Source organism: Methylosinus trichosporium OB3b (assembly GCF_002752655.1).
Taxonomy (GTDB): domain Bacteria; phylum Pseudomonadota; class Alphaproteobacteria; order Rhizobiales; family Beijerinckiaceae; genus Methylosinus; species Methylosinus trichosporium.
In genome coordinates, this window is the sequence record NZ_CP023737.1 from 2,448,668 (window position 1) to 2,468,904 (window position 20,237).

The 20,237-nt window shown below is 67.9% G+C and carries 21 protein-coding genes; 14 read left to right on the plus strand and 7 right to left on the minus strand.

What is annotated here, in order from left to right; genetic code table 11:
- Positions 1 to 49: 49 nt before the first annotated feature.
- Positions 50 to 643: a hypothetical protein gene (locus tag CQW49_RS11805; RefSeq protein ID WP_003614885.1), complete on the minus strand. Its 594-nt coding sequence runs from the start codon at positions 641 to 643 to the stop codon at positions 50 to 52.
- A gap of 234 nt (positions 644 to 877) precedes the next feature.
- Here CQW49_RS11805 and CQW49_RS11810 point away from each other — a divergent pair, with 234 nt between their 5' ends.
- The 4 genes from CQW49_RS11810 (at position 878) to CQW49_RS11825 (ending at position 5,510) form a co-directional block, all read left to right on the plus strand.
- A complete protein-coding gene (locus tag CQW49_RS11810; protein ID WP_065083558.1) occupies positions 878 to 2,200 on the plus strand; it encodes an N-acetylmuramoyl-L-alanine amidase in 1,323 nt (440 codons plus the stop codon).
- 164 nt (positions 2,201 to 2,364) lie between these two features.
- Positions 2,365 to 4,782: a penicillin-binding protein 1A gene (locus tag CQW49_RS11815; RefSeq protein ID WP_003612337.1), complete on the plus strand. Its 2,418-nt coding sequence runs from the start codon at positions 2,365 to 2,367 to the stop codon at positions 4,780 to 4,782.
- A gap of 27 nt (positions 4,783 to 4,809) precedes the next feature.
- Positions 4,810 to 5,127: a nucleotidyltransferase domain-containing protein gene (locus CQW49_RS11820; protein WP_003612336.1), complete on the plus strand. Its 318-nt coding sequence runs from the start codon at positions 4,810 to 4,812 to the stop codon at positions 5,125 to 5,127.
- The gene (locus CQW49_RS11825) at positions 5,124 to 5,510 is read left to right on the plus strand and encodes a HEPN domain-containing protein (protein WP_003612334.1); all 387 of its coding nucleotides are present in this window, start codon (positions 5,124 to 5,126) and stop codon (positions 5,508 to 5,510) included. The genes CQW49_RS11820 and CQW49_RS11825 overlap by 4 nt, the downstream gene beginning before the upstream one ends.
- Before the next feature lie 17 nt (positions 5,511 to 5,527).
- On the opposite strand, the gene ccmB is transcribed toward CQW49_RS11825, so the two are convergent.
- The 3 genes from ccmB to CQW49_RS11840 all read right to left on the minus strand — a co-directional run bounded on the left by ccmB (position 5,528) and on the right by CQW49_RS11840 (position 7,643).
- Entirely contained in the window at positions 5,528 to 6,199 is a 672-nt protein-coding gene (gene ccmB, locus CQW49_RS11830; protein ID WP_003612332.1) for a heme exporter protein CcmB, read from the minus strand.
- A complete protein-coding gene (gene ccmA / locus CQW49_RS11835) occupies positions 6,196 to 6,831 on the minus strand; it encodes a heme ABC exporter ATP-binding protein CcmA (RefSeq protein ID WP_003612331.1) in 636 nt (211 codons plus the stop codon). The genes ccmB and ccmA overlap by 4 nt, the downstream gene beginning before the upstream one ends.
- Before the next feature lie 107 nt (positions 6,832 to 6,938).
- A complete protein-coding gene (locus CQW49_RS11840) occupies positions 6,939 to 7,643 on the minus strand; it encodes a spermidine synthase (protein ID WP_024749746.1) in 705 nt (234 codons plus the stop codon).
- Between the two features lie 273 nt (positions 7,644 to 7,916).
- Here CQW49_RS11840 and CQW49_RS11845 point away from each other — a divergent pair, with 273 nt between their 5' ends.
- From CQW49_RS11845 to CQW49_RS11870, 6 genes are all read left to right on the plus strand, one after another.
- Positions 7,917 to 9,179 carry an aminotransferase class I/II-fold pyridoxal phosphate-dependent enzyme gene (locus tag CQW49_RS11845; protein WP_099831784.1) on the plus strand — a complete coding sequence of 421 codons (1,263 nt, stop codon included), beginning with the start codon at positions 7,917 to 7,919 and terminating at the stop codon, positions 9,177 to 9,179.
- 147 nt (positions 9,180 to 9,326) lie between these two features.
- Positions 9,327 to 10,469, plus strand: coding sequence for a hypothetical protein (locus CQW49_RS11850; protein ID WP_338065170.1), 1,143 nt, complete (start codon positions 9,327 to 9,329; stop codon positions 10,467 to 10,469).
- Complete coding sequence (locus tag CQW49_RS11855) at positions 10,466 to 11,461, plus strand: fatty acid desaturase (protein ID WP_003612325.1); 996 nt, start codon at positions 10,466 to 10,468, stop codon at positions 11,459 to 11,461. The genes CQW49_RS11850 and CQW49_RS11855 overlap by 4 nt, the downstream gene beginning before the upstream one ends.
- Positions 11,462 to 11,479: 18 nt before the next feature.
- The gene (locus tag CQW49_RS11860) at positions 11,480 to 12,133 is read left to right on the plus strand and encodes a sterol desaturase family protein (RefSeq protein ID WP_003612324.1); all 654 of its coding nucleotides are present in this window, start codon (positions 11,480 to 11,482) and stop codon (positions 12,131 to 12,133) included.
- A gap of 138 nt (positions 12,134 to 12,271) precedes the next feature.
- The gene (locus CQW49_RS11865; protein ID WP_040566470.1) at positions 12,272 to 13,849 is read left to right on the plus strand and encodes a sensor histidine kinase; all 1,578 of its coding nucleotides are present in this window, start codon (positions 12,272 to 12,274) and stop codon (positions 13,847 to 13,849) included.
- A gap of 35 nt (positions 13,850 to 13,884) precedes the next feature.
- Positions 13,885 to 14,904 (plus strand): sensor histidine kinase, encoded by a 1,020-nt coding sequence (locus CQW49_RS11870; RefSeq protein ID WP_003612322.1) that lies wholly within the window; start codon positions 13,885 to 13,887, stop codon positions 14,902 to 14,904.
- Positions 14,905 to 14,911: 7 nt separating this feature from the next.
- Here the strand turns inward: CQW49_RS11870 and CQW49_RS11875 are convergent, their stop codons facing one another.
- Together CQW49_RS11875 and CQW49_RS11880 are read right to left on the minus strand one after the other, a co-directional pair.
- Positions 14,912 to 15,238, minus strand: coding sequence for a hypothetical protein (locus tag CQW49_RS11875; protein ID WP_003612321.1), 327 nt, complete (start codon positions 15,236 to 15,238; stop codon positions 14,912 to 14,914).
- Between the two features lie 137 nt (positions 15,239 to 15,375).
- Positions 15,376 to 15,654 carry a TonB-dependent receptor plug domain-containing protein gene (locus CQW49_RS11880; RefSeq protein WP_003612320.1) on the minus strand — a complete coding sequence of 93 codons (279 nt, stop codon included), beginning with the start codon at positions 15,652 to 15,654 and terminating at the stop codon, positions 15,376 to 15,378.
- 165 nt (positions 15,655 to 15,819) lie between these two features.
- On the opposite strand from CQW49_RS11880, the gene CQW49_RS11885 reads away from it, so the two are divergent.
- Both CQW49_RS11885 and CQW49_RS11890 read left to right on the plus strand, forming a co-directional pair.
- On the plus strand, positions 15,820 to 17,592 hold the full coding sequence (locus CQW49_RS11885; RefSeq protein WP_003612318.1) for an acyl-CoA dehydrogenase family protein: 1,773 nt from the start codon (positions 15,820 to 15,822) through the stop codon (positions 17,590 to 17,592).
- Positions 17,593 to 17,635: 43 nt separating this feature from the next.
- On the plus strand, positions 17,636 to 18,400 hold the full coding sequence (locus CQW49_RS11890) for an enoyl-CoA hydratase-related protein (RefSeq protein WP_003612315.1): 765 nt from the start codon (positions 17,636 to 17,638) through the stop codon (positions 18,398 to 18,400).
- Positions 18,401 to 18,471: 71 nt separating this feature from the next.
- On the opposite strand, the gene CQW49_RS11895 is transcribed toward CQW49_RS11890, so the two are convergent.
- Positions 18,472 to 18,963 (minus strand): hypothetical protein, encoded by a 492-nt coding sequence (locus tag CQW49_RS11895; RefSeq protein WP_003612312.1) that lies wholly within the window; start codon positions 18,961 to 18,963, stop codon positions 18,472 to 18,474.
- A gap of 131 nt (positions 18,964 to 19,094) precedes the next feature.
- On the opposite strand from CQW49_RS11895, the gene CQW49_RS11900 reads away from it, so the two are divergent.
- Both CQW49_RS11900 and arfB read left to right on the plus strand, forming a co-directional pair.
- The gene (locus tag CQW49_RS11900) at positions 19,095 to 19,799 is read left to right on the plus strand and encodes an SOS response-associated peptidase (RefSeq protein WP_003612310.1); all 705 of its coding nucleotides are present in this window, start codon (positions 19,095 to 19,097) and stop codon (positions 19,797 to 19,799) included.
- Positions 19,796 to 20,215, plus strand: coding sequence for an alternative ribosome rescue aminoacyl-tRNA hydrolase ArfB (arfB, locus tag CQW49_RS11905; protein WP_003612308.1), 420 nt, complete (start codon positions 19,796 to 19,798; stop codon positions 20,213 to 20,215). Before CQW49_RS11900 ends, arfB begins: the two co-directional genes overlap by 4 nt.
- Positions 20,216 to 20,237: the final 22 nt, after the last annotated feature.

Below are 20,237 nucleotides of genomic sequence, written 5' to 3' on the forward strand. Positions count from 1 at the left end.
CTAGGGCGAAACGGTCGCGGAAAAAGGGGCGGCGCGCCGGCGCGCGTCGTCAGTCGCCGAAGACGCGGCCGATGAGCGCGCCGGGATTCCACCAGTCGGAGGATTTCTCCGCATCCACGACGCCCTTGCCGCCCGCCACCTTCTCGCGGAAAGCGGCCGGCGGCTCGGTGAGGAAGGCGCGGGTCGAGGATTGGCCGGCGGCGCGCGTCTTCGGGGCGGAGCCGCCGCCGAGCAGAGGATCGTCCGCCTCAGTGGCGACGGTGCAATGACCATCGGAAGCCGCGGCGAGGCATTTCGTCGCCTTCTGGCCCGGCTCGCCCTGCTTGGCCTGCGGCACCGGGGTCTCGCCGCCCCGACGGCGCGCGGCCTCCTGCTCCACCGGCCAGGAATCGGGCCGCGTCGATTCGCCCGCCTGCGGCTCGGGCAATGTGCGCCCGGCGCCCGGCGGCAGCACCAGCTTGGAGCGCTCGCGATAGACGATTTTCTCGTTGTTGTCCTCGCCCGCGCCGAACAGCGAGAGCACGGAGGTGAGGGTCGATGTGTCGTCCAAGGCGCGCGCCGGCGCGCTCGCCGAAAGGGCCAGAAGCGCAATGGCCGCAGCTGCGCTCGCCGACGCCCGGTCCGCCTTCGTCGCCCGTCTCATCGTCTCGACCTCCATCGCTCGCGGCCCCGCGCCCGCGCTTTGTCCGCGCCGTTCAGTTACGGCCCCTTTCCCGGCATTTTAGAGGCGCCGCCCGCGGCTCGCCACAGCAATCTCGCCCGGCTCGCGGTCTCGCGCCTAACGAGCTGTTAACCGAGACGCAGCAGATAGAAATCTCTCTCGCCCGCAGGCGCGGGCCGCGCCATATTGGCGATGGGAGCGATCGGGGCGCGACGAATGGGTGGGACGCGAAGGACGAAGGCCGATCCGCCGCGCGGCGAGGCGCGGCGTTGGAGCGCCCGCGCGGCCGCCGTCCTCCTCGGCCTGCTGACGGCCGCTCCCGCCGCCGCGGGCCCGGCCTCTGAGCAACCGGGCGCAACGGGAAAGCCCGCCGCGATCGAGGCCATTGCGGCGCGGCTCGAGCAGAAGAACGGCCGCGCGCGGCTCATCTTCGAGACCTCGGCCGCGGTCGCCGCCACCGCCTTTGCGGTCGCCGACCCGCCGCGCATCGTCGTCGATCTGCCCGAGATCGCCTTTCGCATCGACCCCGGCGTCGGCCAGGGCGCCGCCTCGCGCCGGCACGAGCCCGCCGGCCTGGTGCGGTCTTTCCGTTTCGGCCAATTCGCGCCCGGCCGCTCGCGCATCGTCGTCGATCTCGCCCGGCCGGCGGCGATCGTGCGGGCCGAGAGCGAGGGAAGCCAGAATGCGCCGCGCCTCGTCATCGAGCTCGAGGCGACCGACGAGGCGCGCTTCGCCGCCGCCGCGGCGCGCGCTCGGCCGGCCGCGCCGGTCGAGACGGCCGCGCCCCCGGCCCGGCCCGACGACAAGCCGGTGCTCGTCATCGATCCGGGACATGGCGGCGTCGACGTCGGCGCCACCGGCGCGCATGGCGAGCAGGAAAAGACCATCGTCCTCGATTTCGCCCGCGCGCTAAAGGCGAAGCTCGAAGCGACGGGCAGGCTGCGGGTCGTGCTGACGCGCGAGGACGACGTCTTCGTCGCGCTCGACGAGCGCGTGCGGGCGGCGCGCGGCGCGGGCGCCGAGCTGTTTCTCTCGATCCACGCCGATACGCTGGGCGAGACCAGCGTCGAAGGCGCCACCGTCTACACGGTCTCGGCCCGCGCCTCGGATGCGGCCGCCGCCAAGACTGCGGAGAAGGAAAATCTCGCCGACCGCGCCGCAGGCCTCGCCGCCGCGCCGGAGGAGGAGGCGGCCGGCCTCGGCGACATTCTCTATGATCTCGCGCGTCGCGAAACCCGGGCCTACAGTCGCGTCTTCGCCCGCACGCTGATCGCCTATTGGCGGACATTCGGCCATCTGAACAAGAACCCCGACCGCTCGGCCGGCTTCGTGGTGCTCAAGGCCTTCGACACGCCCTCCGCTCTGCTCGAGCTCGGCTATCTGTCGAGCGAGCACGATCTCGCGCGGCTGACCTCGGCCGAATGGCGCGAGCGCGCCGCCGATTCGACCGCGCAGGCGATCGACCGCTATTTCGCCGAGCGCGGCGCGCCCAAGACCGAGCCTGCCCAGGAGGTCGCGGCGAGCGCGCGCCCACAATAAAACATAAAACGCGCCGATAAGCCGCGACGGCGGCCGACTGCGCGGCGATTCGCCGAATGGCTTGCCGCGGCGGCGAAATATGCACTACACGGGACGCCGACGGCGCGGCGCGCGCCAGATGATGTGGCGCCAGTTCCTCGAAGCTCCTCGAAGGATGAACATTCATGCGGCTGTTCGCCCGGTTCCTCGGATTCCTCTTCGCGACCGGCGCCATCGTCTTCCTGATCGGCGTGACCGCAGCGGCGGGAATCGTCTATGTCTTCTCGAAAGACCTGCCGGACACGGCGCAATTGCGCAATTACGAGCCGCCGGTGACGACCCGCGTCCACGCCAATGACGGGTCCATCCTCGCCGAATATTCGCACGAGCGCCGACTGTTCCTGCCGAGCGCCGCCATTCCGCCGCTGGTCAAGCAGGCCTTCATCTCGGCCGAGGACAAGAATTTCTACACGCACAACGGCGTCGACTTCGAAGGCATCGCCCGCGCCGTGTCGATTCTCGCCCAGGGCGGCCGGCACATGCAGGGCGCCTCGACGATCACCCAGCAGGTGGCCAAGAACTTCCTCGTCGGCAATGAGCGCAGCTTCGAGCGCAAGATCCGCGAGGCGTTGATCTCCTTCCGCATCGAGGCGGCCTATCCCAAGGACCGCATCCTCGAGCTCTATCTCAACGAGATCTATCTCGGCCTCGGCAATTACGGGGTCGCGGCGGCGGCGCTCAACTATTTCAACAAGTCCGTCTATGAGCTGACCGTCGCCGAGGCCGCCTATCTCGCGGCGCTGCCCAAGGCGCCGAACAACTACCACCCGTTTCTGCATCGCGAGCGGGCGATCGAGCGACGCAACTATGTGATCGACCGCATGGTCGCCGACGGCGTCATTTCGCAGGCGGAGGCCGACAAGGCGAAGACCGAGCCGCTCGGCGTCAATCCGCGCGTCACCTCGCCCAACACCTATGTCGCCGGCTATTTCGCCGAGGAGGTGCGCCGCGAGCTCATGGAGAAATACGGCGACAAGAAGCTCTATGAGGGCGGCCTCTCGGTGCGCTCGACGCTCGACCCCAAGATGCAGGCCGTCACCCGCAAGGCGCTCGCCGACGGTCTCGTGCGCTTCGACGAGGCGCATGGCTTTCGCGGGGCGATGCGCCACATCGACATCTCCTATGACTGGGGCCTGCCGCTCGCCGAGATTCCGGCGCTCGGCGATGTGAGGCCCTGGCGCCTCGCCGTGGTGCTCGAGACCTATGACGCCTACGCCCGCATCGGCCTGCAGCCGGGCCGCGAGAAATCGGGCGAGGTGGCCAGGGAGCGCGAGACCGGGCAGCTGACGCAGGAGGGCATGCGTTGGGCGGGCAATGTGCGGACGGCGCTCTCGCCCGGCGACGTGATCTATGTCGAGCCATTGGCCGGCAAGGCGGGCCAGTTCCGGCTGCGGCAGATTCCGGACATCTCCGGCGCCATGGTGGCGATGGACCCCTATACGGGCCGCGTCTTCTCCATGGTCGGCGGCTTCTCCTACGACCAGTCGGAATTCAACCGCGCGACGCAGGCGATGCGCCAGCCCGGCTCCTCCTTCAAGCCCTTCGTCTACGCCACGGCGCTCGACAATGGCTACACGCCCTCCTCCTCGATCCTCGACGAGCCGATCACCATCGTGCAGGCCAATGGCGAGAGCTGGACGCCGGAGAATTTCGAGGGCGCGCACGGCACCGGCGCGCATCCGCTGCGCTATGGAGTCGAGCATTCGAAGAATATGATGACCGTGCGTCTCGCCAAGGACGTCGGCATGCCGCTCATCGCCGAATATGCGAAGCGCTTCGGCATCTATGACGACATGCCGCTCTATCTGCCGATGGCGCTCGGCGCCGGCGAGACCACCGTGCTGCGCATGGTGACCGCCTATTCGATGCTGTGCAATGGCGGCCGCCGGGTGAAGGCGACGCTGATCGACCGCATCCAGGACCGCTGGGGCAAGACGATCTATCGCCACGACGAGCGCCAGTGCCTCGGCTGCGACGCGCCCAAATGGGAGAAGCAGAACGAGCCCAAGCTGATCGACAGGCGCGAGCAGGTGCTCGATCCGCTGACCGCCTATCAGATCACCTCGATCATGGAGGGGGTGATCGAGCGCGGCACCGGCCAGTCGATCAAGGCGGTCGGCAAGCATCTCGCCGGCAAGACCGGCACGACCAACGAAGCCAAGGATCTCTGGTTCGTCGGCTTCTCGCCGGACCTCGCCGTCGGCGTCTATATCGGCTACGACCGGCCGCGTCCGGTCGGCGAGGGCAAGAGCGCCCAGGCGGCGACCTATGCCGCGCCGATCTTCCGCGACTTCATGATGGTGGCGCTGAAGGACAAGCCCGACGTGCCCTTCCGCGTGCCGCCGGGCATCAAGCTGATCTCGGTCGACGCGCATTCGGGGCTGCGCAGCAAGGGCCAGGGCTCGATCCTCGAGGCCTTCAAGCCCGGCACCGCGCCGCCCGACTCCTACTCGGCCGCGGGCTCCGACGCCGGCCTGCGCTCCGGCGGCGCGCAGGATGTGGACACGCAGCTCGGTGGGAGCGGGACGGGCGGGCTGTATTGAGCGGAGCGCGAGCGCTATGTTCCGCCGATGACAACAGTGATCGATCCTATTCTGCGCCGGTTTCGCGCCGCGCTCGACGAGGCCTACGGCTCACGTCTCGAGCGCGTCGTGCTGTTCGGATCGCGCGCCAGAGGCGACGCCCGGATGGACTCGGACTATGACGTCGCGGTCTTCCTCGAACAATTCGGCGGCTTGGCGCAAGAGGCGGATCGCCTAGCGGAGATCGAGACCACAATTCTCTATGACACCGGCGCCGTCATCAACGCCCTGCCCTTCGAAGCGGGAGCCTATCGCGAGCGCACCGGACTGATGGGAGAGCTGCGCCGCGAAGGCGTCGATCTATGACGCCGGAGACGTCGGACTATCTCGGAAAGGCGCGCGAGGATTTGGACGACGCCGCGAAGATCGCCAAAATCGGGATCGCGAAGGTCGCAGCCCGTTGCGCCTATTACGCCGCCTTCCACGCCGCCGAGGCCTTCATTTTCGAAAACACCGGCCGCGTCGGGAAAACTCACTCCGGAGTGAGAGCGGAGTTCGCTCGGTTGGCCAAGGCGACGCCGCAAGTCGACCGAGACTTTCCGAAGTTTCTCGCGAAAGCATATATTTACAAGGAAATAAGCGACTATGGCGCTCCGGCGGGCGCCGGCGTCTCCCTGAGCGACGCGATGGACGCAATCACGACGGCCACGCGATTCGTCGACTGCATGGACAAGCTGTTGTCGGCATAGCGCTGACGCAACGGGAGCTACTCCCCCAAATGCCGCAAGGCCGCCGCCGCGGCGAAGGGGCAGAGCGCAAGCGACGCCAGACTGATCGCGCAGAGAATGGCGAAGGGCGCGGCGAAGGGCACGGTTCCGCCGGAGGCCGCCCCGGCCGCCGAGACGCCGAAGATCAGCACCGGGATCGTCAGGGGCAGCACCAGCAGCGCCATCAGCAGGCCGCCGCGGCGCAGCGTCACCGTCGCCGCGGCGCCGATCGCGCCGATGAGAGTCAGCGCCGGCGTGCCGGCGAGCAGCGTCGCCGTCACCGCGGCGAGCGCCGTCTCGTCCTGCTGCAGCATCAGGCCGAGCACAGGCGCGGCGAGCGTCAGCGGCAGGCCGGTCGTCACCCAATGGGCCGCGCATTTGACCAGAACGACGAGCTCGAGCGGCGTCGCCGCCAGCGGGAAGAGATCGAGCGAGCCATCCTCCATATCGGCCTGGAACAGCCGATCGAAACAGAGAAGGCTGGCGAGCAGCGCGGCGATCCACAGCACCGCCGGACCGATGCGCGCCAGCAGATTGGGATCGGGCCCGATAGCGAAGGGGACGATGGTCACCATCACCAGGAAGAACACGACGCCCATGGTCGCCGAGCCGCCGATGCGGCGGGCGACGGAAAGATCGCGCCGGAACAGCGCCAGCAGCGGCGAGCTCATGGCCTCGCCCCCAGCGCCAGCTCGCGCGCCTCGGGCAGGCCGAGCGGCTCATGGGTGGCGGCGACGATCATGCCGCCCGCGGCAAGATGGGCGCGCATCGCCTCGGCGAGCCGCTCGCGCGCGGCGCGGTCGAGCGCGCTGGTCGGCTCGTCGAGCAGCCACAGCGGTCGGTTTGCGACGAGCAGGCGGGCGAGGGCGATGCGCCGCTTCTGTCCGGCCGAGAGAATGGCCACCGGCGCCTCGCCGACATGGGCGAGCCCGACCCGCTCCAGCGCCCGCTCCGGCGCGAGCCCGCCGCCGCCGAGGAAACGCGCCCAGAAATCGAGGTTCTCGCGCGCGGTGAGCGGCGCCTTCAGGCCGTCGGCATGGGCCAGATAATGCAGCAGCCCGGCCGGCTCCTCCTCTTTCGCCCCGGCGATGGCGACGCGGCCGCGCCGGTGCGGCAAAAGTCCGGCGATGGCGCGCAAAAGCGTCGATTTTCCCGCGCCATTGCGGCCGGTGACGAGGAGCGCCTCGCCGCTCGCGAGCGAAAATCCGAGCCCGTCGATGACCGGCCGGCCGCCGCGCTCGACGCAGAGATCCTCGACCTCGAGGCGCAGCGGCTGTGGATCGGAGGGCGGGTCGGCGCTCATGGGGCAACGCAATAGGCCAGATCGCGCCACGATGGAAAGAGCCCCCCTCGAGTCTTCTTTTCAGATGACGCAGACAAGAGCGGCCGGCCTTCCCACCCGATTCGGCGTCACGGACCGGCGCCCGGCCGCGTCCGCGAAGCGGCGCGCATTGCGAGCCAGATCACATGCCGCGCGCCGCCGCCGCGTCCATTGGCGCGCGCTCCGACCTCCTCCACGCCGAAGCCGGCCTTGCGCAGCCGCGCGGAAAACGCCCGATCCGGCGCGCAGGACCACACCGCCAGCACGCCGCCGGGGCGCAGCGCGGCGCGCGCCGCCTGCAAGCCGTCATGGCCATAGAGTCCGTCATTGGCGCCGCGCGTCAGGCCCTCGGGGCCATTGTCGACATCGAGGAGAATGGCGTCATAGCCCCCTCGTCCGGCGCGGATCAGTCGCCCGACATCCTCCACTTCTATGCGAACGCGCGCATCGCCGAGGCTATCGCCGAAAACCTCCGCCATCGGCCCCTGCGCCCAGGCCACGACCGCAGGCGAGAGCTCGGCGACGACGATCCGCGCCTGCGGGCCGAGAGCGCCGAGCGCGGCGCGCAGGGTGAAGCCCATGCCGAGCCCGCCGATGAGCACGCGCGGCTGCGACCGTTCCGCGACTTTCGCGCAGGAGAGCGTGGCCAGAGCCTCCTCCGAGCCGCTGAGGCGGCTGTTCATCAGCTCATTGGCGCCGAGCATGATGGAAAATTCCGCGCCTCGCCGCTTGAGCCGCAATTCTCCCTCGCCGCCGGGCACGGGAGCCGTATCGATGAGGGTCCAGGGGATCAAGAGACGGCTCATTCCTCGGAGGCCAAGCGCTCGCCGCGTGATAGCCCGAGGCGCGCTTCCGCGTCCAGCCGGCAGGAAAGGGGCGAACGCCGGCGCCCGCGCGGAGGAAGGAGAGAGCCTCGGGGCGGCGACGGATCGCTGGCGCAACGAGGCCGAAGAATGCTAAGCCTGCTCACCTGCGCGGGCGCTTTCGAGGAATCGGGCGCCCGCTGATCGTGAGGCGGCCGCTCGTCCTTCCAGCGCGCGGCGACAGAATCGGGACGGCGCATCAAGGTGGCGAAGCACAACAGCCTTTCGGATTACGCATCGAGACGATTTCGTTTCGCCGGCAATGCGCTCCTGCAGTTCCATGATCCCTTCTTCGCGCAGATCGACCGGCTGAGGGCGGAGTTCGAAGCCAAGGGAACGCATTTCGTCAGCTTCGCCAATTATGATTATCTCGGCCTCGCCAATCATCCGAAGATATTGGAGGAGGCCGACCGCGAGCTGCATCGGCTCGGCGTCGGCGCGCTGGCGTCGCGCCTCGTCGGCGGCGAGCGGTCGACTCACAAGCCCTTCGAGGCGGAGATCGCCGAATTTCTCGGCATGGAGAGCGCGCTGACGCTGGTCTCCGGCTATCTCGCCAATGTCACCACCATCTCCTGGCTGCTCGGCAAGCGCGACGCTCTGTTCATCGACGAGCTCGCCCATAACAGCATCGTCGCCGGCTGCGAGGGCTCGCCGGCCGAGACGATCAAGTTCCGCCACAACGACTTCGATCATCTCGATCAGCTGCTGCGCAAGCGGCGCGAGGATTTCCGTCATGCGCTGATCGTCGTCGAGGGCATCTACAGCATGGACGGCGACACTGCCGACTTGCCGCGCCTCGTCGAGATCAAGGAGACGCACGACGCCTGGCTGATGGTGGACGAGGCGCATTCGCTCGGCGTGCTCGGAGAGACCGGGCGCGGCCTCGCCGAATTGCAGGGCGTCGATCCGGGCCGCCTCGATCTCGTCGTCGGCACCATGTCGAAGACGCTCGCCTCCTGCGGGGGCTTCGTCTGCGCGAGGAAGCCCGTCATCGACTGGTTCCGCTACACGCTGCCGGGCTTCGTCTATTCCGTCGGCCTCTCGCCCGTCATCCTCGCCTCGGCGCGCACGGCGCTGCGGCTGATGCAGGAGGAGAATTGGCGCGTCGGCAAGCTCGCGCGCAACGCCGAATTGTTCCGCGATTACGCGCACGCCAACGGGCTGAGCACCGGGCCGGCGATCGGGCGCGGCGTCGTGCCGATTCTGTTCCAGGACAGCGTCGAGACCATGTGGGCCTCGCAGCATCTTCTGGAGAAGGGATTCTACGTGCCGCCGATCGTGCAGATCGGCGTGCCCAAGGACCAGCCGAGGCTGCGCTTCTTCCTCTCCGCCAATCATTCGGAAGAGGAGATTCGCGGCGTCATCGAGGCGCTGCGCGATCTGCCTCCGGTCGCCGCGGAGGCGCATGAATTGGTGAGAAAGGCGATGGCGGGGGCCGGGGATGAGGGATGGGGGAGTAGCGAGTAGGGAGTAATAAGCTGCCCTACTCCCTACTCACTACTCACTACTCCCCCTCCCGCGTCCTTATGCCCGCTTCCGCCCACCGCTCGCGTTCGATAGGTGTTTCCAATGGCCGGCATCGAGATTCTTCCTGTCGATAGCCTCTCGAGGTTCTTGACCTTCTGCAAGCTGCCGCGTCTCCTCTACAAGGGCGAGAAGGGCTTCACGCCCTCGCTCGACGTCGAGCGCTGGACCGTCTACGGCCATAAGCTCAATCCGCATTTCAAGATGGTCGAGGCGCAGGAGTTTCTGGCGCGACGCGGCGGCGCATGGGTCGGCCGCATCTCGGCGCAAATCTACAAGCGGCCGGTCGAGCCGGTCGGCGCCTCGCGCGCGCAATGGGGCTCGCTCGACGCGATCGACGATCTCGAGGTCGTCCGCGCATTGACCGCGGCGGCGGAAAACTGGCTCGGCGCGCGCGGCGCGAGCCGCATCAGCGGCCCGTTCTCGCCGTCGATCAACGCCGAATGCGGCATGCTGGTCGAAGGCTATGACGCGACGCCGATGATCTTCATGCCCTGGCATCCGCCCTATCTCTCCCGCCATGTCGAGGCGCTCGGCTATGAGAAGGCGCGCGATCTCATCTCCTATCGCTACATCACCGCGGAGCAGGATTTCAAAGACCGGCTTCGCATCGCCGAGCGGCGCGAATGGCGCAACCGGCTGAAGGTGAGGCAGCTGAAGCTCGACGAGCTGAAAAAGGGCGAGACGCAGTTGATGGCGGAGCTGTTCAACGACGGCTGGCGCGACAATTGGGGCTTCGTTCCCTTCCTGAAGGAGGAGTTCGACTCTTCGGCCGACGTGCTCAAATACATCATGCCGCCGGAGTTCGGCATCGTCGTCGAGCTCGACGACGTGCCGCAATCCTTCGCCATCACCTTGCCCAATCTGCACGAGATCATTGCCGATTTCGACGGTCGTCTGCTGCCCTTCAATCTGCCGCGCCTGATCTCACGCTTCCGTCGTCACCAGTTCCGCACCGCGCGGCTGGTTTTGCTCGGCACGCGCAAGACGCTGCAGAACAGCGCCACCGGCGGCGCCATTCTGCTGTCGATGATCGAGGAGATGCGCCAGCGCGGCCGCAATGCGCAGATCGTGCAATTCGAGGCCGGCTGGGTGCTCGAGGACAATATGGGCATGCGCAAGCCGATCGAGATGTTCGGCGGCCAGATCGACAAGATTCATCGCATCTATGAGAAGCGCCTTTCCGGCGCGGCCGAGACTTCCTTGCCCGTCACGCAAGAGGCGACGTCATGAATGTCATCTCCATTTCCGCGACATCCGCCGCCGACCGCTCGCATGTCGAGCGGCGCCGCCTCATTCTCGAGGCGCATCCCGAAGTGAGAAAGCTCTTCGGCAAGGACGACGTCACCTTCAAGATCACCGCGGGGATTTTCGCTGGGCAATTGCTGATCGCCGCCATTCTCGGCTGGCTCGGCCTCGCCTATTGGCCGCTCGCCCTGCTGATGGCGATTTGCGTCGGCGCCTTCGCCAATCACGCCAATTTCGTCGTCATCCATGACGCGATCCATAATTGCGTGTTCGAGAGCACCTTCGCCAACAAGCTCACGGCGCTGCTCGCCGATCTCCCCAACGCCTTTCCGACCGCGATGGGCTTTCGCTGCTATCACATCAAGCATCATTCGCATCTTTCGGCCTATGACTACGACGCCGATATTCCGAGCCGCTGGGAGACGGAATGGGTCGGCGGCAGCACATGGCGCAAGGCCGTCTGGCTGTTCTTCTTCCCCGCCGTGCAGCTCGCGCGCCTGTCGCGGCTCAAGGGCACGGTGCCGATCATGGGCCTCTGGACCTATGTGAACATCGCCGTCATCGCCGCCTTCGATGCTTTCGTGCTATGGGCCTTCGGCCCCAATGCGCTGCTCTATCTCATCCTGTCCTTCTGGTTCTCGGTCGGCGGACTGCATCCTTTGAGCGCGCGCTGGCTGCAGGAGCATTTCGCCTTCGGGCCGAACCAGGGCACCTTCGACTATTACGGCCCGCTCAACACGCTCGCGCTCAACATCGGCTACCATAACGAGCACCACGACTTTCACGAGATCCCCTGGCGGCGCCTGCCGGAGCTCACCCGAATGGCGCCCGAATTCTACGAGCCGCTCGCCTGCCATCGCTCCTGGGTGGCCCTGCTCGTCACCTTCGTCTTCGACCCGCGCTATTCGCTCTCGACCCGCTCCGAGAATGTGGAGCGCGCGAGCGCGGCGCAGGCGATTCCCCTTCCCGCAGAATAGGCCCGACAGCGACCGACCATGACCGACACGACAGCGACAGAAACCGACGCGCTCGCCGCCTCTCCCCGCCTCTTCGAGAGCGACATTCTCGACAAGCTCTCGCGCGTTCACCATCTGACGCCGCCGCTCGTCTATGGCCCGATCATCCTCTGGCTCGTCGCCTACGCCAGCAATTACGCGGGCGCGGGCGAGATCGCTCTGGCCTTCGTCCTCGGCTATGTGGCATGGACGCTGACCGAATATTTCGGTCACCGATTCCTGTTCCACACCGTGTTTCCGCTGCCCTTCGGGCTCGGGCCGCGCTTCCAGTTCCTCATTCACGGCGTGCATCACATCTATCCGAGCGATCCGCTGCGGCTGGTCATGCCGCCGCTGCTCTCGGCCCCGATCATGCTGATCGCGCTGACGCTGATCCGCCTCATCGTCGGCGGCGCCTTCGCCTGGCCGATGCTCGCCGGCTTCATCGCGGGCTATGTCCTCTATGACTGCGTGCATTTCTGGACGCATCACGGCCAGCCCAAATCCAAGCTCGGCCATCTCGTGCGCCGCCTGCATATGCTGCATCATTTCCGCGACCCCGAGCGCGGCTTCGGCGTGCATGCGATCTGGTGGGACTATGTCTTCGGCACCCAATATGCAAAAGACCAGACGCCGGGATCGCGAGCGGTCTGACAAAGGCGCTTTCTGCGTCAGCGCTCTACAAGAACCCGCACGGCGGTCATAGATCAGCGGGAGCACAAATCGCGCCGGCGCGTCGCCGCGTCGGACGGGACCGCCCGCATGTCACATGTCGAAAGAAGGGAAAGCTCCGTGGCTGCGCCTCCGCAGCTCCTGAGAGAGGGGAAGGGCCGCATGCGCGCGCTCGCCGCCGCCCTCTCCGCCCGGCTCGCGAGATGGTATCGCTCGCCGCTGTCCTGGCGCCTCGTCTTCGGCGTCGTCGCTGCGCTCGCCGGCGTGCTGTGGCGGCTACTCATGGGCGGCGATCCGGGCGCCTACGCCTACACCGCATTTTATCTGCCGGTTCTCGTCGCATCCTTCGCCGGCGGGGCCATGTCCGGCGCGCTGGCGCTGCTGCTCGGCGCCGTCGCCGCGCAATTCTGGCTCGCGCCGATGCAGGGGATGCAGGACGCGCTGGCGCTGCTGACATTTCTCGCGACCAATGGCGCCATCATCTTCGTCGGCGAAGCCTTCCAGCGCACCTTGACCCATGTCGACAATCTCGAGACGCGTCACGCGATGGAGCGGCTCGCCGCGCAGAATGCGATGCTGGCCGAGCAGTTCGGCAATGTGGCGCGAGCGGCGCCGGGCGTCGTCTTCTCCTTCCGTCTCGACGCCACGGGCTTCGGCTCCTGCCCCTATCTCGCCGAGAATGTGCGGACGGTTCTAGGCGTCGAGCCGCAGGAGATCGAGGGCGACGCCGCGCCGCTGCTGCGCCGCATCGATCCGGAGGATGCGGAGCGCTTGCGCGCGAGCTTCGCCGCCTCGGCCGCGCATATGACCATGCTGCGCGAGGCGTTCCGTTTCGACCATCCGACGAAGGGCCGCATCTCGCTGGAGACGCAGGCGCGGCCGGTGCGTCAGGCGGATGGCGCCGTCGTCTGGCACGGCTATGCGCAGGACGTCACCGAGCGCAAGCTCGACGAGACGGCGCGGCGCGACGCCGAAAGGGCGCTCGAGCAGCGCATCGTCGAGCTCGAGCGCGCCAATGAGCGCCTCGCCCGTTTCGCCTATGTCGCCTCGCATGATCTGCAGGAGCCGCTGCGCAAGGTCGTCGCCTTCTCGCAAATGCTCGACGCCGCCGTGGCCGCGGCCGATTACGCCGATGTGGCGCATGCGGGCGAGGTGATGCGGCGGTCGGCGCTCCGCGCGCGCGAGCTCGTCGACGATCTGCTGGTCTATTCGCGGCTGACCGACGCGCCGCTGAAGCTGCAGCGGCGCGATCTGCGCGTCGAGATCCAGTCGGCGCTGACGGATCTGTCCGAGCTGATCGAGGAATCGAAGGCCGATATTCATCTCGACGCGCCGAATATCGAGTTCTCGGTCGATCCGCCGCAATTCGCGCGGCTCATGCATAATCTCGTCAGCAACGCCATAAAGTTCCGCCGCCCGGGCGAGACGCCGCGGATCGCCATCTCCTCGCGCATCGCCGACGGCATGCTGCGGCTCTCGGTGTCGGACGAAGGCGTCGGCTTCGAGACGAAATATGCGCACGCGATTTTCGAGCCGTTCAAGCGTCTGCACAGCAAGGCGCAATTCCCCGGCACGGGCATCGGCCTCGCGATCTGCAAGACCATCGCCGATCGTCACGGCTGGACGCTCACCGCCTGCTCGCAGCCGCAGCAGGGCGCGATCTTCGAGCTGGCGATGCCGATCGACGGGCCGACGTGAGGGGCGCTCGCGAGCCGGCGCGGACCGATGGCGGAATGGGCGTGATCCTCACGGCGGCGTGGCGGAGCCGCGCGTGGCCGTTATGGACGCGCTATGCCGGCGCGACCGCGCTGTCGCTGCTCGGCTTCTTCGTCCAGCTGGCGCTGAGACAGGAGATTCCGCCGCATTTCTTCTTGCTGTCGCTCCCCGCGACCCTGTTCTCCGCGGTCCTGTTCGGCGGCAATCCGGCGACATGGTCGATCGCGCTGAGCGCCGGCTCGACCGGCTATTTTCTGCTCGAGCCACAGGGCTTCGCGATCGGCGACCGCATCGACGCAATGGCGCTGGTGCTGTTCATCGCCACGGCGCTGCTGCTCGTCTTCGTCGTCGACGAGCTCTTCCAGGAGCTGCGCCGGACCGGCCACGCCGCCGCAACGGCGCGAGACGAGCTCGGGCGCCTCGGCGAAGCGGGGCGGCTGAAAGATCTCCTGCTCCAGGAGATGTCGCATCGGACCAAGAATGATCTGCAGTTTCTCTCCTCCATGCTGCAGATCGAGGGACGCGCGCTCGAGGAGGGACGCGGGCGCGCCTCGCTTCTCGCCGCCGCGAGCCGCATGACAGTGGTGGGCCGCGTTCATTCGCTGCTTCAGCACAGCGGCTCCGATCGCGTCGAGATGCAGCCGCTGTTCGACGAGCTCTGCGCCGATCTCCGCATCTCGTTGATCGGCCTGCGGCCGATCGCGCTCAGGGCGGAGGTCACAACGGGTCTGCTGCCGCTCGACGCGGCGCGTTCGATCGCGTTGATCGTCAACGAGCTCGTCACCAATGCGCTCAAGCATGCCTTTCCGGAGGACCGTTCTGGAACTGTGACGGTCCGGCTGACGCGCGAGGCCGGCGCGCTTCGCCTGCTCGTCATGGACGACGGCGTCGGCCATCCCGCCGCGACGACGTCGCCGGGAACAGGCTTCGGTCAAAAGCTCGTGCGCTCGCTCGCGCAACAGCTCGGCGGCGCTCTCACGATAGAGGCCGGCTCCGCGGGCACGCGTTGCGAGCTGCGCTTTCCGTCGCCGACCTGAGCGGCGCTCAGGCCGAAGCGCCCGCCACGGAATGCTCAGCGTAGGCGGAGATCGCCTGCGCGGTCGTCGTCGCCGAGGCGGCGGCGGTCTCGGCGCCGCCGAGCGTCAGCTGCCGCAGCTGCCCGAGCAGCGAGTCGATACGGTCCCAGGCCTCGTCTGAGTCGGGACTTGCGGTCGCTTGGTTCAGCCTGTCGATCGCGGCCCCGGCCGCTTGTGTGGGCTGGGGCTGCGACTTCAAGCCGCCGGACTCGGCCGTCAGCGGCGATAGCCGCGGCACCGGCTCGAGCGGCGCGCGCGCCGAAGCGGCGGCCGAGCCGAATACGGAAAGGGGCATGAGCGTCTCCCGAAAGCGTGATCGTGACGCCCAAGATCCAGCATGCGCCTTTCATTTTCGTGCGCCAAAAGGAGACAATCGGCACGGTCGCGTCAATGTTTCGTTCACCATTCATCGTTTCGGCGCTGGCTCCCTCGTCAGCGCCCGATGGTGACGCCGGGAACGAAGCGCAGCGCGTCGCCGAGCGAGGTCGCCTGAGTGTCGTCCATCAGCTTGCGCGAGACCACGGAGACGCTGCCAGGGATCTCCATCACATGGCGCTTCTGGCCGCCGGGGCTGGCGACATAGGGAACATAATAGCCGTCCGCGGCCGGCGGCGCTTCGGCGCGCCGACCTCTCATCGAGGATTCGGCGCAGGCGACGGTCGCCACGAAGGCGAGCGCGACGCTCGCGGCGAAAAGGCGTGAAATCGGCATGGCATGGCCCTCCCCACAGCGACAAGAGCTCGGAACGCGCCATGATAGGATAGAAACGACGCTGGCGCGTGATCATTCGCTCTGTGGGCGAAAGATCATGCGGCAGGAGCGCTGGCGCCCGCCCGCGGCTGCGCTAAACTGCGAGAGATTCGTCTGGAGACCCTGATGGCCTATCGCGCCCCGCTCGACGACCTTCTCTTCGCCATGCGTCGGGCGGCCGGAGAGAGCGCTTTCGCGCCCGGCGGGCTCTATGACGATTGCGACGCCGAGACCGCGCGCGCCACCCTCGCGGAGGCGGCGAAATTCGCCGAGGGCGTCCTTTTGCCGCTCGATCGCATCGGCGATCGCGAAGGGTTGCGCTTTGCCGGCGGCGAGGTGACGACGGCGCCGGGCTGGCGCGACGCTTATCGCCAATGGGTCGAGGGCGGCTGGAACGCGCTCGCCGCCGGCCCCGCTCACGGCGGCATGGGCCTGCCGCTGCTGCTCGCCGCCGCCTGCACGGAAATCTGGAACGCCGCCAACATCTCCTTCGCGCTCTGTCCGCTGCTCGGCCAGGGCGCGATCGAGGCGATGGAGGCGCATGCGAGCGAGGCGTTGAAGGCCGTCTATCTGCCGAAGATGATCTCCGGCGAATGGACGGCGACGATGAACCTCACCGAGCCGCAGGCGGGCTCCGATCTCGCGCTGCTGCGCACCCGCGCCGAGCGGGTCGGCGACGGCTCCTATCGGCTCACCGGGCAAAAAATCTTCATCACCTATGGCGAGCACGACCTTTCCGAGAACATCCTGCATTTCGTGCTGGCGCGGCTGCCCGACGCGCCCCCCGGCACGCGCGGGATCTCGCTGTTCCTCGCGCCGAAATTCCTGCCCGACGCCGATGGACGACCGGGCGAGCGCAATGATCTGCGCTGCGCCGGCGTCGAGCGCAAGCTCGGCATCCACGCCGCGCCGACCTGCACCATGGCCTATGGCGACAATGGCGGCGCACGCGCCTTTCTCGTCGGCGAGGAGAACGCCGGCCTCGCCTGCATGTTCACCATGATGAACAATGCGCGCCTGTCGGTCGGGCTGCAGGGCGTGGCGCTCGCCGAGCGGGCGACGCAGGCGGCGCTCGCTTATGCGCGCGAGCGGTTGCAGGGGCGCGCGCCCGGCGGCCCCGATCCCTCGCCGATCGTCGCGCATCCGGACGTCGCCCGCATGTTGCTGACGATGAAGGCGCAGACCGCGGCGGCGCGGGCGATCTCGTTTCTCACCGCCGCTTCGCTCGACCGCGCGCGGCGCCAGAGTGGCGAGGCGGCGCGCGAGGCGGAGGAGCGCGCCGGCCTGCTGACGCCGCTCGCCAAGGCCTATTCCACCGATATCGGCGTCGAAACCGCCTCGCTCGGCGTTCAGGTCCATGGCGGCATGGGCTTCATCGAGGAGACCGGAGCCGCGCAGCTGCTGCGCGACGCGCGCATCACGCCGATCTATGAGGGAACCAACGGCATTCAGGCGATCGACCTCGTCACCCGCAAGCTGCGCCTCTCCGACGGCGCGGCGATATGGCGGGAGATCGACGACATGCGCGCCGACCTCGACGCCCTCGCCGGCGGCGGCGTGGTGTTCGTCCATATCGGCGAGCGCGCCGCGGCGGCGGTCGAAGCCTTCGAGCGCGCGACCGATTTTCTGTTCTCGATCGGCGAGCCGCGCGGCGTCGATGCGCTCAGCGCCGCGACGCCTTATCTGAAGCTGTTCGGCCTCGCGCGCGGAGCGACGCTGCTCGGCGCGGCCGCGCTCGCCGCGCAGCGCGCCGGCGACGCCGCCGCCGAGGAGAAGACCGTGCTGGCGCGTTTCTTCGGCGACAATATCGCCGGCGGCGCGGAGGGATTGGAGCGGGCGGTCGTCGCCGGCGGCGATTCGATCGCCGCCGCTCTGCCGCTGCTGGCGGCGCGAAATTGATGGAACGGGCGGCGGCGCGCCCTCTCGAGGGGAAGGAAAGCTCATGCAAGCCGCCGAAATCGTCGCGCTGCGCGACGGTCACGTCATGCGGATCGTCATCGACCGCCCGGGCAAGCGGAATGCGCTGAACAAGGCCATGTATGAGCGCTTGATCGCGCTGCTCGCCCAGGCCGACGCCGACGACGAGGTGAGAGCGATCGTGCTGACCGGGGCGGGCGGGACCTTCACGGCGGGCAACGACCTCGAGGATTTTCGCAAGCCGTTCGATAATATGAAGGAGTTTCCGGCGCTGCGCTTCGTGCGCGCGCTCGCCGCGCTGCACACGCCGATCGTCGCCGCGGTCACTGGCGACGCGGTCGGCGTCGGCGTGACCCTGCTGCTGCATTGCGATCTCGTCTATGCGTCGCGCGAAGCGCGCTTCCGGCTGCCCTTCGTCGATCTCGGCCTGCTGCCAGAGGCAGGCTCGACGCTGCTGCTGCCGCATCGCATCGGCCTCGCCAAGGCGAGCGAGCTGATGCTGCTGTGCGACGCCTTCGACGCCGAGGAGGCGCTGCGGCTCGGCCTCGTCAACCGCCTCGGCGCGCGCGAAGATGTCGAAGCCATCGCGCTCGACGCGGCGCGACGCCTCGCCGAGAAGCCGCGCGCGGGGCTGGCGGCGACCCGCCGGCTGCTGCGCGGCGACGCGGCGGCGATAGCGCAGCGCATCGAGGAGGAAGCGGCTCTGTTCGCCGCGGCTCTGGCGACCCGCGAGTTCCGCGCGCGTCTCGAATCCTTCTTCGCCCAGCATCCGCCGGATGATGAGGGATGATGCGCGCCATCCGGATCGAGGGGGCTGAAAGAGTGAGCCTCTAAGGCTCGCTCTTCGAGCGCCGCCAGCGGCTATTCCTCGCCGTAATTGCCGTAGTTCACGAGGCGCGAGCATCGGATGAGGATCGCCCGCATCTTCTCGCCGGCGCGCGCGCATGTGCCGGCGACGCGGCTCGGGTCCTGCGGCGGGCCGTTGCGATAATGCAGCCGAACGGCGGCGACGCTGGCGACGGCGATGGTGTCGAGCTCGACCACATAGGCCTCGAAGCGCCGGCGGAAGCTCGGATCGAGCCGCTCATAGGCGGCGAGAGCATTGTGGCGGCCGGCGAGCTGCGATCGCTCGAAATAGTCCCGATACGTCTCCGGACGCCAGGCGAGGAGATCGTCGATCAGCTCCGGCATTTGCGGCAGCTGCTCGAGCATCATCACCAGCTCGTTGAAGAGATTGAGATAATCATTGGCCAGTCCGGAGATGGGATTGACCAGCGGCTTGGCGGTCGCCGCCGGCGCCGAGTGGCCGCGTGCGAATGGATCGAGAGTGGCAAATTGCACGTCAGTGGTCATTTGGAGTCTCGAAGTGACTGGACCACTATCACCCCCAATTGATAACAATCTATTTCCACGGGTGCGCGACGAATGAGAGAACATTCGTCTTTTCCTCGGCTTCCGCCGGGGCGGGAGGACGGGCGGCGGCGATGTGCGGGCGCTATGCGATCACTCTGCCGGCGACGGCCGCGCGCGATTACTTCGGCTATGTCGACGAGCCGGAGTTTCCGCCGCGCTACAACATCGCGCCGACGCAGCCGGTTCCGATCGTTCGGCTGGAGCGCGCGCGGGACGGTGGCTCGGTGCGCCGCTTTCAGCTCGTGCGCTGGGGTTTTCTGCCGGGCTTCGTCAAAGACCCGCGAGAGTTTCCGCTGCTGTTCAACGCTCGCGCCGAGAGCGCGCCGGAGAAGCCGAGCTTCCGCGCGGCGCTGAAGCGTCGGCGCTGCCTGTTCATCGCCGACGCCTATTACGAATGGCGACGCGAGCCGCGGCGCTCGCGCGCCGGCGCGCCCTTTTTGTTTCGCCGCGCCGATGGCGCGCCGCTCGCCCTCGCCGGGCTCTATGAGACTTGGAGCTCCGCCGATGGCAGCGAGGTCGACACCGCCTGCATTCTGACCACCTCCGCCAATGGCGCGACAGTGGCGATCCATGAGCGCATGCCGGCGGTGCTCGAAGCCCGAGATTTCGACCTTTGGCTGAATTGCGAGGATGAGCGCAGCGCGGACGAGGCCCGGCGGCTGCTCGCGCCCGCCGCCGACGATCTTCTGGAGTTCTTCGAGATCGGACCCGATGTGAACAAGGCCGAGAATGACGGGCCGTGGATTCAGGCGCCGCACAGGAGCCGCCTTCTATGATCCGCGTCACCCCTTTCATCTTCCTCGACGAGAGCGAGCTGCAGGAATCCTTCATGCGCTCCTCGGGCGCCGGTGGGCAGAATGTGCAGAAGGTCGAGACCGCCGTGCAGTTGCGCTTCGACGCGCGCCATTCGCCGAGCCTGCCGGCGCCGGTGCGGGCGCGGCTGGAGAAGCTCGCCGGACGGCGGCTGACCAAGGACGGCGTGATCGTCATCACCGCCCAGCGCCATCGCACGCAGGACCGCAACCGCGCCGATGCGCGCGAGCGCCTGCTGGAGCTGATCCACGCGGCCGCCGCCCCGCCGCCGCCGCCGCGCCGCGAAACCAAGCCCACCTATGGCTCGAAGCTGCGCCGGCTGGAGGGGAAGAAGATTCGCGCCGACGTCAAGGCGCTGCGCGGCAAGGTGGAGGAGTAAGGAGCGCTCCTTCTCCCGCAGG

Coding starts and splice junctions, on each gene's coding strand:
- arfB (WP_003612308.1), top strand. CDS start 19,796: ATGATCCGCGTCACCCCTTTCATCTTCCTCGACGAGAGCGAGCTGCAG.
- CQW49_RS11885 (WP_003612318.1), top strand. CDS start 15,820: ATGGCCTATCGCGCCCCGCTCGACGACCTTCTCTTCGCCATGCGTCGG.
- ccmA (WP_003612331.1), bottom strand. CDS start 6,831: ATGAGCGCCGACCCGCCCTCCGATCCACAGCCGCTGCGCCTCGAGGTC.
- CQW49_RS11815 (WP_003612337.1), top strand. CDS start 2,365: ATGCGGCTGTTCGCCCGGTTCCTCGGATTCCTCTTCGCGACCGGCGCC.
- CQW49_RS11890 (WP_003612315.1), top strand. CDS start 17,636: ATGCAAGCCGCCGAAATCGTCGCGCTGCGCGACGGTCACGTCATGCGG.
- ccmB (WP_003612332.1), bottom strand. CDS start 6,199: ATGAGCTCGCCGCTGCTGGCGCTGTTCCGGCGCGATCTTTCCGTCGCC.
- CQW49_RS11900 (WP_003612310.1), top strand. CDS start 19,095: ATGTGCGGGCGCTATGCGATCACTCTGCCGGCGACGGCCGCGCGCGAT.
- CQW49_RS11895 (WP_003612312.1), bottom strand. CDS start 18,963: ATGACCACTGACGTGCAATTTGCCACTCTCGATCCATTCGCACGCGGC.
- CQW49_RS11820 (WP_003612336.1), top strand. CDS start 4,810: ATGACAACAGTGATCGATCCTATTCTGCGCCGGTTTCGCGCCGCGCTC.
- CQW49_RS11880 (WP_003612320.1), bottom strand. CDS start 15,654: ATGCCGATTTCACGCCTTTTCGCCGCGAGCGTCGCGCTCGCCTTCGTG.
- CQW49_RS11860 (WP_003612324.1), top strand. CDS start 11,480: ATGACCGACACGACAGCGACAGAAACCGACGCGCTCGCCGCCTCTCCC.
- CQW49_RS11870 (WP_003612322.1), top strand. CDS start 13,885: ATGGGCGTGATCCTCACGGCGGCGTGGCGGAGCCGCGCGTGGCCGTTA.
- CQW49_RS11875 (WP_003612321.1), bottom strand. CDS start 15,238: ATGCCCCTTTCCGTATTCGGCTCGGCCGCCGCTTCGGCGCGCGCGCCG.
- CQW49_RS11810 (WP_065083558.1), top strand. CDS start 878: ATGGGTGGGACGCGAAGGACGAAGGCCGATCCGCCGCGCGGCGAGGCG.
- CQW49_RS11825 (WP_003612334.1), top strand. CDS start 5,124: ATGACGCCGGAGACGTCGGACTATCTCGGAAAGGCGCGCGAGGATTTG.
- CQW49_RS11855 (WP_003612325.1), top strand. CDS start 10,466: ATGAATGTCATCTCCATTTCCGCGACATCCGCCGCCGACCGCTCGCAT.
- CQW49_RS11805 (WP_003614885.1), bottom strand. CDS start 643: ATGAGACGGGCGACGAAGGCGGACCGGGCGTCGGCGAGCGCAGCTGCG.